Raw genomic sequence first — 12,248 nt, 5'->3', positions numbered from 1 at the left:
GCTGCTCCAAGGTCGTTGAAGTTGCGCAGAGTTCTACGACCATCACGCCTGCGGGAGCGGCCGTCAAGAGCGCCTAGACCGGGAAGCCCAGTGCCCGCATGTGGCGTCGCCAGAGCCGTCCGTGTTCGGGAGTGCAGTAGCGCTTCAGCCGGCCCGTTCCCTCAGTCTGCGGCACGGCCGAGCCGCAGTGCGCGCACAGCGTTGGCTGAGCCTTGATCGGCGTAGTGGCGTTCATGGTGATACCTCTCTCAGAGATGGGGGCGCCCCGCGGCCCATGTCGGGTTCCGCGGGGCGCGTGATGGTGTGCGTTAGGTGATGCGTCCGTAGGTCAGCGCGTTTGCCAACTCCGGCCCGTGCTCGCCAACCCACGCGAGTTCGCCGACTCCGGGGAAGCCACCCGTCGCGTATCCGCCGGGGCGGTTGTACGCCGTCGGGAGAGAGCCATAGCGGCTCATGGCGTAGCGCATCGACGAGTAGACGTTCGCCAGGGGGTTCGTCGACACTCCGAAAAGCTTCGGGCCGACGTTCCGCATGTGACCGGCCCACGCCTCGAAGGTCGGCTTGATGACCTGCATAAGGCCAACCGACGGCGTGCCGTTCTTCGCGTTGATGTCCCAGTTGTTGACGGCGTTCGGGTTGCCGCCCGACTCCTGACTCATCCGTCGAAGCGTGAGGTCCGCGTACTGCGCCGGGTTGCCAGTCATCCGGAGTGCCTGGAGAACGACGGTCCTCCAGCGTTCGACGCCGGAGCCGCCTCCCCCGCCACCCGTCAGGAACGGCATGGGGTCGACGCTGACGCCGTTCTTCCGCGCCTCCAGGTGAAGGTGGGGGCCGGTGACGTTGCCCGTTGCCGGGAGCACCTGTGGCTGGAGCGACGTCGACCAGTCCTTGAAGGCGGTCTTGATGCCCTGCGGGCCTGCGATCGAGTCGTAGAGCTCGCGCTGTGCCGGCGTCAGCTTGGCCAGTGCCCGGAGATACTCGTCCTGCTTCGTGATCGCCGTCGACGTCGCGGAGGCACCCGACAGGCGGGCAGCCGCTACGCCACGCTCCGCGGACGCGATGGCTTCCGCAGCCGCTACCTGAGCGTTGGCGGAGTTCTCCACCGCGTCCGCCACACGACGCTGAGCGTCGGTGAGCTCCTGCGCCGCCTGGACCTGTGCCCGAGCAGCGGCCCTCTGCGCGTCGGCGAGGGACTTCGCCTCATCCTTGACCTTCCGCTGCGCATCGGCCACGCGCTCCTGAGCGCTGATGACACGCTCAGAGCCAGCGATGGTGGCCTTCGACGCGCGGAGCGTCTCCGTCTTGAGCTCCGCAATCTCCTTGCGCTGCCGCTGGAGATTGTGCTCCGCCTCGTCGGCCGCGAGCTGCGCACGGTCGCGCTGGAGCTGCGTGGCCTTCGGGTCCTTCATGACCCGGGCCAGTTCCTCCTGCGCTTCCTTGACGCGGAGGACGGCGTCCCGCTCGTTGAGCGAGGAGTCCTCCAGGCGGGCAGATAGCTCCTTACGCTGGTCTGCCAGTTCCTTCGCAGCCTCGCGGCGAGCTGTGGCGAGATCTGCCTCCGCCTTCAGAGCGTCGCGGGTGGCGTCAGCGAGGGAACGCTCCGCGCGTTCGACGTTCTCGGCCGCCTGCCGGCGCTGCTCAGCGACACGAATGCCGGTCTGCGCGAGGGCTCGTTCGGCGTCCTCGATTGCCCGGTTCGACTGGACAATCTGGCGCTCCGCGTTCCGATGAGCCGTCGCGAGGGACGCCTGTGCGCCTGCCATCTGGAGTGCCTGCGATGCGGCCTGAGACGCTGCACGAGCGGTCGAAGCTGCGCCACGGACGGCAGCGTTGGCGGCGTCCTCCTGCGCGGCCGTCTGCGCCTTCAACGCTTCCGCCACGCCCTTGACGGCGGGGACGGACGCCAGTGCGAAAGCTCCGATGCCGGCTCCCGCAGCCGTCGCCATGGAGACGACAGCACCAAGCCCCGCGGCAATGACAGGGCCCACAGGGATGGCCATCAGGGCGGCCATCTGGATCCCGAGCGACATCAGCGCCGATCTGGCGCCAGTCGTGTCGACGTGGACGTCCAAGTCGACGTCAGTGGCATCCACGGCCGCGATCTCTGCCCGGAGCTCAGCGAGCGCCGCGCGGGCGGTCGCCGTGTCGGCTCGGACGGCCACATTCGGGTGGGAGGCTCCGAGCCGTTCGAGCTCCGCCTCGATGCGGCGAATCTCTGCTTCAGCAGCTGCCACCGAGACGTCGACGCCGATCGTCTTGCCCGCCAGGGTCTCCATACGAGCGCGGAGGCGGGCAAGTTCGGCGCCACGCCCGTGTCGCTGATGCCGACTTCAAGTCGGGGCATCGATCGGAACGCAATCGTCAGCTTGGCTTTCAGCGATCGAGCGAAGGCGCCGCCGGCGTCGGATCCCTGCCTCGTCGCCGACGCTTCGGCTGCACGTCCGCCGGAGTTGATCGACTGTGAGAGCGCGGGAGTTACCTGTCGGACCATCGCGTCAGCAATGTGATCCCCCAGGATCCGGCCCGCTTGCTGCCCGACTCGGTCCGCGGCAGGAATGACGATGCGCTCCAGCTTCCGGTGGAAGTTGGGCGCGATCGGCACCACGTCAACGCCGGTAGTACCGACGATGTCCATGTCGGTTGCCATCAGAACTTCACCAGCGGTCCGACGTCGTTGGGCTCCTGGCGTGCGTCGAGGAGCTGACGCAGCTCCTCCATGGCCACCAGTGCATCCGGCGTCGCGTCGACGACGGGAGCGGCAGCAAGAGTGCGCTCCAGCCACATGAAGTCAGCACAGGCGTCGCTACAAAAGTTCGTCGGCAGGAGCCAGTCACGTACTGGCACGAGTAGGGGCAGGAAGGTGCAGCCCTGACGGGCACATGGCTCGGTCGGGTCAGCGGGCATTGAGTACCTCTCAAGTGTCTGGGGAAACACCGAAGGGCCCGTAGCACATTGGCTACGAGCCCTTCGGGGTGTAACGGCTATACGTGCTCTGACCTGCGACGACGCCACACTTCATCAGGCCGTCGCCGCAGGATTCTTGATCGTTCAGGAGGCGCGATCCATCGCATGCGGATCGTCGGAGAGCCCCTGGCGGGCGCCTGAGGGGCCTCTAGAGGGCCCCAGGAGGCACCTTGCGCCGGATCCCCAGACCCGTACAGACAGAGAGGACCAGCACCTGTACGGTCTGGGGGGGCCGGCTGGGGGTCACCCCCCTGGCCTGGCTAGTCGATCTTGGCCGTGAAGCCGGCTCGCGGCTCAGTTGCCGAACTACCGCCCGTTGCAACTCCGTTGCCCATACTGTATGTTGCCGACTGCGTGTACCGGCTGGAAACCTTCGCACGCGCCTAACCCTTCCCGAATTCGAAAGGCGTCCAACTGACGTTCATTGGCCTCGCCATCACGGCGCAGGCTCGGGAGCTGGCTTGTCAGCTCCCGACTGGAGACTTCACCCATAGGTGAGGTGCGTCTCCATGCATATGCGTCAGTGACACTCGGGAGGAAACAGCGTGACGTCCAGCGGCACCACCACTACCTGCGCACACCCGGTTCGCGATCTCATCATCGTGGCCCTCGTTAGCGTTGTGGTCGGCCTTCTCTCTTTTATTGTCGTCACCCAACTTGGTGACGCCATCCTTGATGCTGTCACCAAGGCCGGAACTGCCTCTATCGCCGTCGCTGGGGCGGGCCTTATCGTGCTCCAGTACCTCAAGCGCGGCTAATGCCTCGGGATGGGGCAGCCCGGCAAGGGTTGCCCCTCCGACGGATCTAACCGCTCAGCGCTCCAGGGTGTAACCATTCTCCGCGAACGGATTGCGGTTACCGGTCGGCCCCGGCTTCTTTTCCGGCCGCCTGCCGTCGTCGTCCAGGCCGTGCGCGGCTCGATATGCGGCAGCGCCGGCCGCGACCGTGCCGCCACCACTCCCGACGTCGGATCCGCAGTTTCCGCCGGATCGCGGTGCGGGCGACGTCGGATTGGCTGCACTCAACTCCGCAGCGAAGGCCTGAGCGTCGGCCGCGAACTCCTCGACCGTACTTCCTCGGAGTCGCTCGCTCTGCTCAACGGTCAGGCCGGCAGCGAGGCCGGCGCGGAGTCGGGCGAGCTCCAGTTCGGCGGGGTGTGGCTGCTGTGGGTTCTCTTCGGGTTCCATGTGGGACCTCTCTGTCAGTAGCGGTAGGTCGGCGGTACGGGGTCGCCTGGAGTGGCGTTCGCCGTCGGCGCTTCAGGCGCCGGAGCGCTGAAGTCCATGTGCGCCGCGCGGGAGTGCGGGAAGACGTCGGCAGGCTTCGGCGCGGGGATGGGCGTCTCGATGGGCGACATGTCGCGCACGGGGCCGTGATCGTCATAGACCACGGGAGCGGGCGCAGAGGCTTCCACCTCGTCCGCCACATCGGACTCCGGCATGTAAGCGGCACCTGAACGGGCAAGCCAGGAAACGTAGTTGACCGTGTAACGGCGATGCCGCATCGCGTCGAGCGCGAACTCTGGTACCCCGTCCAAGCGAAGCCCAGTCACCTCACCATGCCCGGCGCGCCTCCACGCCTGAAGCTTGCTCCGGTTCGGGTCGTCGCCGGCCCACTGGTGACGGCGAAGCGGCGGGACGAGGATCTCCCACTGTGCCGCACGCACGTTCGCGACGTCAGTCACAAGCCCCTGAAGGGTGCTCCAAGCCCGCAGGACGCTACCGCCTGCCCGGATCGCCTCGTCGGCCGTGGCGACGTCTCCGAGCTTCTCAGCGGCGCTCTACGCGTCACTCAGGACGTCAGTCAGGCGTCGTCCCAGAAACGCGAGCGCCTCGCCTGACAGCGCGTCACGCGTGTCCGCGGCAAGCTCTTGGGTGAACTCCACAGCCTCTCGCAGTGCGATGCGCTCTGATTCCCACGCAAGCGCCTCCGTGTACGCCGTGGCGGCACGCTCGCCTGCGTTTACCGGCCATGCGCCGGTGCTCGCGAAGTCGTGGACCGTCTCCCTGATGACCCGCTGTCGCGCCTCCTGCGGCTCCTCGCCGGCCGGGTGCTGCGCCAGGAGCTTCGTCGCCGTCTCATGGACGTCAGCGGTGCGCTTGATGTCTGGGACCTGCGCCAGGGCGGCAGCAAGCTCCGGGTTCTCGTTCATCTGGCCTCTCTTGGGTGGTAATGGCTGAGCCCCGCCAACGGACAGGAGCTCTGGGGTTGGGCTGTACGCCTCTCAGGCGGCCTCGTACAGGCCTACGGCCTCGAAGTACGCCGTGCGCTCGCGTCGGCGCTCACGCACACGCGCAGCGCATTCCTCAGGCGCCTGCGCGTATCGCTCGCGGGCGATGGCGTTCCGGCAGTCAGCGCACCGTCGAGTGAAGCCGTCGGCACGAAGGCTGCCCTTATGGAAGTGGTCAGATGTCACAGGGAGGCTGCGTTCGCAGTCAGGGCACGTCCGGCGAGGGGGCGTCAGTACGTCAAGGGTTCGCATGATGTCTCCGCTGTTCTGTCGTCCAGCCGTCCAGCCGTTCGGTCGGGTACCGGCAAAAAGAAGAAGCGCCGTCCGGTGGACAGCGCTTGAAGTCGTCGCCCCCGTGACGGAGCCAGTCGAGGCGCGGAGGAGAGTTCGCGGCACACGACGGCTCGAACTCCGGGCGCACTGTGTCGCTGTAAGCGCTCAGGTTGTCTGCCCAGACCTTCCGGACCGCGTACCCGTTCTCCGTGGCCCACTTGCGTCCCCGATCCTCCTGAGCCCGGAACGTCAGCGCGCGCTCGCGCTGACGCGTGATCGCGGACTTACGCAAGTACAGGTCGATTTGCGGCACGGGCACTCCCTTCCCTCAAACGTGCACTACATGCAAGGGTGCCCATACAGCCCTGCCCGCCGACTACGACATAGAGATCATCCACAAGCGGGTGGCGACCAAGGGCCATCTGTTGGACGCCTTCCCCGGGCTCGGCCTGAAGGCCTATCTGGTCCGGGAGCGGGACGCCGGATCACCCGTGAACCAGTACGCGCCGTTCTACCTGTGGGCCACCCCCGAGGGCATGAACTCCTTCCTCTGGGGCCCGGGTTTCCAGGGCCTCGTCAACGACTTCGGCCGGCCCGTGGTGCAGCACTGGACCGGCCTGTCGTACGAGGAGGGGCCGGCGGCCGCGTCGGCGCCGGGTGCCGCGACGCGCCGCAGGACCCCGCTCGGCGAGGCGGTCCCGCCGGGCGAGGCCGTGACGGAGGCCGTGGCCCGGCACGCGCGCGAGGCGCGGCGGGACGGGGTGGTGGCCTCCGCCCTCGCGGTGGACCCGCGCCACTGGGAGCTGCTCACCTTCACCCTGTGGGCGGGCCCGGAGGCGCCCGCCGACGAGGGCGAGCGCTTCCGGGTGCTGCATCTTTCGGCGCCGGGCCGGGCGGCCTTGGGTGCCGGGCGGCAGTGGTGAGCGGCCGTCAGGGCCGGGCTTCCACCCTCAGGCCACCGCCACGAGCGTGAGGTACGCGATGCCGAGCACGCGCCGGTAGCCGTTCAGCCAGTTGGAGCGCTGCCGGTCGACGCGCTCGCGCGTCTCCGCGGCGAGCGGGTGGTCGGGGTTCGCGGCGAGCCAGACCTCGGTGTCGTACCGGTAGCCGGACTCGAACTCCTCCCACTCCTCGGCGCTCGCCGTCTCGATCCACGCCGGACGGAATCCCGCCTCGATGGCGAGGTCGACGAGGGCCCCGAGGGAGAAGTGGTCGCCGGTGCTCGCACCGGGCCACATCCCGGCGAGCTCCGTCTCCGTCGGCGTGCGCTCCCAGAAGCCCTCGCCGAGCACCACCCGCCCGCCGGGCCGGACGAGCCGGCGCAGTTCGCGCAGGACGGCCGCGGGGTCGTACGGCAGCTCGGGGTCGCAGAGCGCCTGGCTCGACCCGAGACAGAGGACCGCGTCCACGGGGCCCCGGTCCGTGCCGAGCGCCGACTCCTCGACGAAGGTCACGCGGTCCGCGAGCCCGCGCTCCTCGGCGAGCGCCCGGCCGCGGGCCAGGTCCTCGGCGTTGATGTCGATCCCGGCGCCCTTCGCGGCCGGGGCCGCCTCCAGGAGGCGCAGGAGCAACTCGCCCCAGCCGCAGCCGATGTCGAGCGCATCGGCGGGCGCGGTGGCAGCGAGCCGCTCGATCAGGCGGGTGGCCCGGGCCTCGGAGAGGGGGCCGTGGAAGGTGAGGCTGCCGAGACGCGGAGGGAGTTCGGTCGCCGAGTCGGAAGTGATCATGAAGCGGAACGTTACGCCGTGCCGCGTCCGCCGCCTACCCGTTTTCGGGCGGCGGCCTCCCCGGTGCGGACATAACCTGAGAGGCGTGTACACCACGCGCGTGTCCCGGCACATCGCCGCCCCCGCCTCGGTCGTCTACCGCTCGCTCCTCGATCCGGACGCCGTCGCCCGCTGGCGGGTTCCGTACGGCATGACCTGCGAGGTCCACGCCTTCGAGGCGCGCGAGGGGGGTGCCTTCCGGGTGTCGCTGCGATACGAGTCGCCCGACGGCGCCGGGAAGTCGGGGGCCCGCACCGATACCTATCACGGCACCTTCCTGGAGCTCGTCCCGTACGAACGGGTCGTCGAGAGCATCGAGTTCGAGACGCCCGACCCCCTGCTGCACGGCACCATGATCGTCACGACGACGCTGACCGAGATCGGCGGCGGGACCGAGGTGCGGGTCGTCCACGAGGGGGTCCCGGACGCCGTTCCGGCCGCCGAGAACGAGACCGGCACGCGCATGGCCCTCGACCGGCTGGCCGCGCTCGCGGAGGGGCGTCCTGATCCCGGGGGTGTTCAGGGGTGACCCCTTCCGGCAGGCTGCAGCTCGTCAGCCGCGTTCCTTCGCCAGTGCCTCGCGCACTGCCGGGACGATCTCACCGCCCCAGCGGGCCAGCGCGTCGACGTCCTGCGCGCCGCCGCCCGGCGAGAACAGGATGAAGCCCGACGCGTCGTGGTCCAGGACGGCTCCGGTCAGCTCCTCCACCCACTGGTCGGCCGAGCCTCCGATCCAGCGCCCCTCCCCATCGCGGGTGGCCGCCAGGGGCCGCTCCGTGATGCGCCCCGGGAGGTTGTAGACCGTCCGGATCTCCTGCGGGTCGCGCCCCACCGACTCCGCCGCCTCGTCGATGACCGGCCGCGAGGTCCGGTACCGCTCGCTGAGCCAGTCCGCCGCGTGGCCGGGGATCCAGCCGTCCGCCACCCTGCCCGTCGCGGCCAGGGACTTGCGGCCGTTCGAGCCGGTCCAGACCGGCGGGGCCGCGACGGGCGTGGTCTCCAGGTCGCGCACCCGGTGGTGACGGCCCTCGAACGTGACCGGCGGGCCCCCGCCCGACAGCTTCTTGATCAGGACGATGGCCTCCTCGAAGGCCTCGACGGCCTCGCCCGGCGAGAGCTTCGGCACGCCCATGTCGGCGATCCGGTCCCACAGCCCGCCGGCGCCCATGCCCAGCACGACCCGGCCTTCGCTGAGCGCCGACAGCGTCGTGACCGTCCGCGCGAGCACCGGGGCGGGGCGGGTCGGCAGGTTGGTGACGTTGGCGAAGCCCGCGATCCGCGTCGTACGGCCCAGGAGGAAGCCCAGGGAGGCGTACGCGTCCAGGCGTCCGCCGAGGTACGGATGGTCCGACAGCGAGAAGAGGTCGAGCCCGTCGTCGTCGGCCTGCCGCACGCGGCGCAGCAGCTCCGGGCCGTCCTCGAAGCCACTGTGCGCGCCGAAGCCGAAGACCACCTGTCGTTCGGTCATTGTCTCGTCCTTCCCCCACGACTCATTAAGTTCGTGATACGAACCGTATTAGTTCGCGATGCGAACCGCAACCGGTTGCCGGGGGCGGGGGCGGGGGTACATGGCGGGGTTCGCCCTCAGGCCGCCTCGCGGCCCAGGGCCGCCAGCGGGTCGTCCAGCACCGGCTGCCAGGCCAGTTCGGCCGCGCCCACCAGGCTGTTGTGGTCCAGGGTGCACGGGAGGATCGGCACCCCGCCGCTGCGGCCCCACAGACTGCGGTCCGCGACCACCGCACGGAGCCGCTCGGGGTCCGCGTCCAGGAGCTCGCGGTGGAGCCCGCCGAGGATGATCCGGTCCGGGTTGAGGATGTTCACCAGGCCCGCAAGGCCCAGACCCAGGCGGTCGATCAGCTCCCCGACGGCGACCCGGACACCCGGGTCGTCGGGGCTGGTGCGCAGCAGGTCACGGGACTGCTGGAGCAGGGAGACCTCGGGGCCGGGGGTCCGGCCCGCCGCCGTGAGGAACGCGAGCGGGTCCGTCTCGACGTCCAGGCAGCCGCGGCTGCCGCAGTGGCAGGGACGGCCCTCGGGGTTCACCGTGAGGTGGCCGACCTCCAGGGCCAGGCCCGAACTGCCGGTGTGCAGACGGCCGTCGAGGACCAGCGCCCCGCCGACGCCGCGGTGGCCCGTCGCCACGCAGAGCAGGTCCCTCGCGCCGCGCCCCGCGCCGTGGCGGTGCTCGGCGAGCGCGGCGAGGTTCACGTCGTTGCCGGTGAACGCGGGGCCTTCGATGCCGGCGGCCCGTACGCGCTCGGCGAAGATCTCCCGGACCGGCGCTCCGGCCGGCCAGGCGAGGTGGAGCGGGTTGAGGGCCGTGCCCTCGGGTTCGGCGACGGCGGAGGGCGCGGCGAGGCCCGCGCCCACGCAGCGGCGGCCGCTCTCGGCGAGGAGCGCGGCGCCCGCGTCGACCACCGCGCCGAGGACCTGGGCGGGGTCCGCGGAGACGGTGACGCAGCCGGGGGCCGTGGCCACGATGGTGCCGCCGAGGCCGACGAGGGCGGCGCGGAAGCCGTCCGCGTGGACCTGGGCGGCGAGGGCGACGGGGCCCTTCTCGTCGACGGCCAGGCGGTGCGAGGGCCGCCCCTGGGAGCCGGCGGCGGCACCGGGGTTGGAGTCGACGCGGATCAGGCCGAGGGCCTCCAGCTCGGCGGCGACGGCGCCGGCCGTGGCTCGGGTGACGCCGAGTTCGGCGGTGAGGACGGCCCGGGTCGGGGCCCTGCCGGTGTGCACCAGTTCCAGCGCGGGGCCGAGCGCGTTACGCCCCCTGTCCAGCCGTGTCCGGGTCGTCGTCGCCTTGCCGTTCATGGGGGTGAGTCTCCCATGATCGGGCGGGCGGAGTGGCCCCGGGCGTAGGTGGATCACGGGGGCGGGTGCCGCACCTCGGGGCTCGCCGTGGGCGCCGCGCTTGATTGCCGCCCCCGGTGGACCCTATTCTGAGTTTGTGCCGCTACTAAACAAAGTACGGACGGCCGTATCGGGGGGTCCCGGCGGAGACACCGCCACCCGCTCCCTGTCCCGCCTCCGCTCCGCCCTGACCCTCTTCTTCGCCCTCGACGGCTTCCTGTTCGCCGGCTGGGTCGTCCGGATCCCCGCCGTCAAGCAGCAGACCGGCGCCTCGGCCGGCGACCTCGGCCTCGCCCTCCTCGGGGTGTCCGCGGGCGCCGTGATCACGATGACGCTGACCGGGCGGCTCTGCCGCCGGTACGGCTCCCACGCCGTGACGGTCGCCACCGGTGTCCTCCTGTCGTTGTCGGTCGCGCTTCCCGCGCTCACCCGGTCCCCGCTCGCGCTCGGCCTCGTCCTGCTCGTCTTCGGCGCCGCGTACGGGGGGATCAACGTCGCCATGAACAGTGCCGCCGTGGATCTCGTGGCCGCGCTGCGGCGGCCGGTGATGCCGAGTTTCCACGCCGCGTTCAGCCTGGGAGGCATGCTCGGCGCGGGCCTGGGCGGACTGCTCGCCGGGAGCCTGTCCCCCACGACCCATCTCCTCGGCCTCACCGTGGTCGGTCTCGCCCTGACCGCCGCCGCCGGGCCCGTACTCCTGCGTCACCCCTCCCCCGTGCTTCCCGAGACAATTCCGGCGCCGTCCGGCTCCAAGCCCTCCGGCTCCGGGTCCTCCGGCTCCGGGTCCTCCGGCGCGCGCCGTACGGTTCTCGTCTTCGGTGTCATCGCGCTCTGCACGGCGTACGGAGAAGGCGCCCTGGCCGACTGGGGCGCCTTCCATCTCACGCAGGACCTGCACGCGCATCCGGGCGTGGCCGCCGCGGGGTACTCCGTCTTCGCGCTGACCATGACCGCCGGGCGCCTCTCCGGCACCGCCCTGCTCGAACGCCTCGGCCAGACCCGCACCCTGGTCACGGGCGGCGCCGTCGCCGCCCTGGGGATGCTGCTCGGCTCGCTCGCGCCGAACGTCTGGGCCACGCTCCTCGGCTTCGCCGTCACCGGCCTCGGCCTCGCCAACATCTTCCCCGTCGCCGTGGCCCGCGCCGGAGCGATCGCCGGCCCCGGCGGCGTGGCGACGGCCTCCACCCTCGGTTACGGGGGCATGCTCCTCGGCCCGCCCTCGATCGGCTTCCTCGCCGACTGGCTCTCCCTTCCGGTGGCCCTCACGACCGTCGCCGTACTCGCGGGCGGCGCGGCGGCCATGGGTTACTGGGCGCGCAACGCGGGCGTGAGCCGGGAGAGTTGACCCGGGGGTGCCAGAATGCGCCCCATGGACACCCTGAAGATCACGGAGTACGTCGAGGCGCTGGAATCGGCCGGCCGTGGCCTCGCGGACGCGGCCGCCGAGGCCGGCCTCGACGCCGAGGTGCCGACCTGCCCGGGGTGGCGGGTCCGGGACCTCGTGCGGCACACGGCCATGGTGCACCGCTGGGCCACGACCTTCGTGGCCGAGGCGCGCACCGCGTACCACCCGGGCGACGGCGAGACGACCCTCGACGGCGAGGAGTTGCTGACGTACTTCCGCGAGGGACACGCGCGTCTTGTCGCCGCCCTGCACGCGGCGCCCGAGGCACTGGAGTGCTGGACCTTCCTCCCGGCACCCTCCGCGCTCGCCTTCTGGGCACGGCGGCAGGCCCACGAGACGACCGTCCACCGCGCCGACGCCGAGTCCGCGCTCCCCAGCGGGCCGGGGCCGGTGGATCCGGCGATCGCCGCCGACGGCATCGACGAACTGTTCCGCGCCTTCCACGCCCGCGACCGCAGCCGGGTGCGTACCGCCGAACCTCGCACCCTGCGAGTGCGTGCCACGGACACCGGGGACGTCTGGACCGTGCACCTGTCCGCGACAGAGCCGCCCCGGACGGAGCGGGGCGCGGGCTCCGCTGCGGACACGGAGCTGAGCGGGCCCGTCGACCGCCTGTACCTGGCGCTCTGGAACCGGGCGCCCCTCGGGTCCGTGACCCTGACCGGAGACGAGGAGCTCGCCCGGCTGTGGCGGGAGACCTCGGCGATCACCTGGAGTTGAGCCCCCGTCTCCGGGGCCTGTCCGATCCGCCGGGGGCGGG

Annotated in this window: 14 protein-coding genes; 5 read left to right on the top strand and 9 right to left on the bottom strand. The window is 71.0% G+C overall.

The features are described from left to right. Nucleotides 1-308 precede the first annotated feature (308 nt). Nucleotides 309-2,276 (bottom strand): transglycosylase SLT domain-containing protein, encoded by a 1,968-nt coding sequence (locus tag AC07AW_RS27485; protein ID WP_478818118.1) that lies wholly within the window; start codon nucleotides 2,274-2,276, stop codon nucleotides 309-311. 370 nt (nucleotides 2,277-2,646) lie between these two features. Then, nucleotides 2,647-2,784 carry a hypothetical protein gene (locus AC07AW_RS27480; RefSeq protein WP_478818117.1) on the bottom strand — a complete coding sequence of 46 codons (138 nt, stop codon included), beginning with the start codon at nucleotides 2,782-2,784 and terminating at the stop codon, nucleotides 2,647-2,649. Between the two features lie 725 nt (nucleotides 2,785-3,509). Between AC07AW_RS27480 and AC07AW_RS27475 the strand changes: the two genes are divergently transcribed. Continuing rightward, complete coding sequence (locus tag AC07AW_RS27475) at nucleotides 3,510-3,722, top strand: hypothetical protein (RefSeq protein ID WP_478818116.1); 213 nt, start codon at nucleotides 3,510-3,512, stop codon at nucleotides 3,720-3,722. A 54-nt stretch (nucleotides 3,723-3,776) separates the two neighbouring features. Here the strand turns inward: AC07AW_RS27475 and AC07AW_RS27470 are convergent, their stop codons facing one another. From AC07AW_RS27470 to AC07AW_RS27455, 4 genes are all read right to left on the bottom strand, one after another. Next, nucleotides 3,777-4,151 (bottom strand): hypothetical protein, encoded by a 375-nt coding sequence (locus AC07AW_RS27470; RefSeq protein WP_478818115.1) that lies wholly within the window; start codon nucleotides 4,149-4,151, stop codon nucleotides 3,777-3,779. Nucleotides 4,152-4,165: 14 nt separating this feature from the next. Further along, the gene (locus AC07AW_RS27465; RefSeq protein ID WP_478818114.1) at nucleotides 4,166-4,648 is read right to left on the bottom strand and encodes a hypothetical protein; all 483 of its coding nucleotides are present in this window, start codon (nucleotides 4,646-4,648) and stop codon (nucleotides 4,166-4,168) included. A 96-nt stretch (nucleotides 4,649-4,744) separates the two neighbouring features. After that, nucleotides 4,745-5,116, bottom strand: coding sequence for a hypothetical protein (locus tag AC07AW_RS27460; RefSeq protein ID WP_478818113.1), 372 nt, complete (start codon nucleotides 5,114-5,116; stop codon nucleotides 4,745-4,747). 316 nt (nucleotides 5,117-5,432) lie between these two features. After that, nucleotides 5,433-5,780, bottom strand: coding sequence for a recombinase family protein (locus AC07AW_RS27455; protein WP_478818278.1), 348 nt, complete (start codon nucleotides 5,778-5,780; stop codon nucleotides 5,433-5,435). A 52-nt stretch (nucleotides 5,781-5,832) separates the two neighbouring features. On the opposite strand from AC07AW_RS27455, the gene AC07AW_RS27450 reads away from it, so the two are divergent. Then, complete coding sequence (locus tag AC07AW_RS27450; RefSeq protein WP_478818271.1) at nucleotides 5,833-6,390, top strand: DUF4865 family protein; 558 nt, start codon at nucleotides 5,833-5,835, stop codon at nucleotides 6,388-6,390. Between the two features lie 27 nt (nucleotides 6,391-6,417). On the opposite strand, the gene AC07AW_RS27445 is transcribed toward AC07AW_RS27450, so the two are convergent. Further along, nucleotides 6,418-7,194, bottom strand: a complete 777-nt coding sequence (locus tag AC07AW_RS27445; protein WP_478818112.1) for an SAM-dependent methyltransferase — start codon at nucleotides 7,192-7,194, stop codon at nucleotides 6,418-6,420. An 85-nt stretch (nucleotides 7,195-7,279) separates the two neighbouring features. Here AC07AW_RS27445 and AC07AW_RS27440 point away from each other — a divergent pair, with 85 nt between their 5' ends. Further along, nucleotides 7,280-7,762, top strand: coding sequence for an SRPBCC family protein (locus tag AC07AW_RS27440; RefSeq protein WP_478818111.1), 483 nt, complete (start codon nucleotides 7,280-7,282; stop codon nucleotides 7,760-7,762). Nucleotides 7,763-7,786: 24 nt separating this feature from the next. On the opposite strand, the gene AC07AW_RS27435 is transcribed toward AC07AW_RS27440, so the two are convergent. Further along, entirely contained in the window at nucleotides 7,787-8,701 is a 915-nt protein-coding gene (locus AC07AW_RS27435; RefSeq protein ID WP_478818110.1) for an LLM class flavin-dependent oxidoreductase, read from the bottom strand. A gap of 116 nt (nucleotides 8,702-8,817) precedes the next feature. Continuing rightward, nucleotides 8,818-10,044 carry an ROK family protein gene (locus AC07AW_RS27430; RefSeq protein WP_478818109.1) on the bottom strand — a complete coding sequence of 409 codons (1,227 nt, stop codon included), beginning with the start codon at nucleotides 10,042-10,044 and terminating at the stop codon, nucleotides 8,818-8,820. A 136-nt stretch (nucleotides 10,045-10,180) separates the two neighbouring features. Between AC07AW_RS27430 and AC07AW_RS27425 the strand changes: the two genes are divergently transcribed. Together AC07AW_RS27425 and AC07AW_RS27420 are read left to right on the top strand one after the other, a co-directional pair. Further along, entirely contained in the window at nucleotides 10,181-11,428 is a 1,248-nt protein-coding gene (locus tag AC07AW_RS27425) for an MFS transporter (protein ID WP_478818108.1), read from the top strand. A gap of 33 nt (nucleotides 11,429-11,461) precedes the next feature. Then, on the top strand, nucleotides 11,462-12,208 hold the full coding sequence (locus AC07AW_RS27420; protein WP_478818270.1) for a maleylpyruvate isomerase family mycothiol-dependent enzyme: 747 nt from the start codon (nucleotides 11,462-11,464) through the stop codon (nucleotides 12,206-12,208). Nucleotides 12,209-12,248 lie beyond the last annotated feature (40 nt).

The organism is Streptomyces sp. NPDC044003, from assembly GCF_056435185.1.
The sequence above is the reverse complement of the archived record's forward strand: the minus strand, read 5'-3'. Positions and strand labels throughout refer to the sequence as shown.

Bases quoted from the DNA above. Each gene is read 5' to 3' on its own strand.
- AC07AW_RS27460 (WP_478818113.1), bottom strand. From the start codon at position 5,116: ATGAACGAGAACCCGGAGCTTGCTGCCGCCCTGGCGCAGGTCCCAGAC.
- AC07AW_RS27470 (WP_478818115.1), bottom strand. From the start codon at position 4,151: ATGGAACCCGAAGAGAACCCACAGCAGCCACACCCCGCCGAACTGGAG.
- AC07AW_RS27430 (WP_478818109.1), bottom strand. From the start codon at position 10,044: ATGAACGGCAAGGCGACGACGACCCGGACACGGCTGGACAGGGGGCGT.
- AC07AW_RS27480 (WP_478818117.1), bottom strand. From the start codon at position 2,784: ATGTGGCTGGAGCGCACTCTTGCTGCCGCTCCCGTCGTCGACGCGACG.
- AC07AW_RS27485 (WP_478818118.1), bottom strand. From the start codon at position 2,276: ATGGAGACCCTGGCGGGCAAGACGATCGGCGTCGACGTCTCGGTGGCA.
- AC07AW_RS27445 (WP_478818112.1), bottom strand. From the start codon at position 7,194: ATGATCACTTCCGACTCGGCGACCGAACTCCCTCCGCGTCTCGGCAGC.
- AC07AW_RS27435 (WP_478818110.1), bottom strand. From the start codon at position 8,701: ATGACCGAACGACAGGTGGTCTTCGGCTTCGGCGCGCACAGTGGCTTC.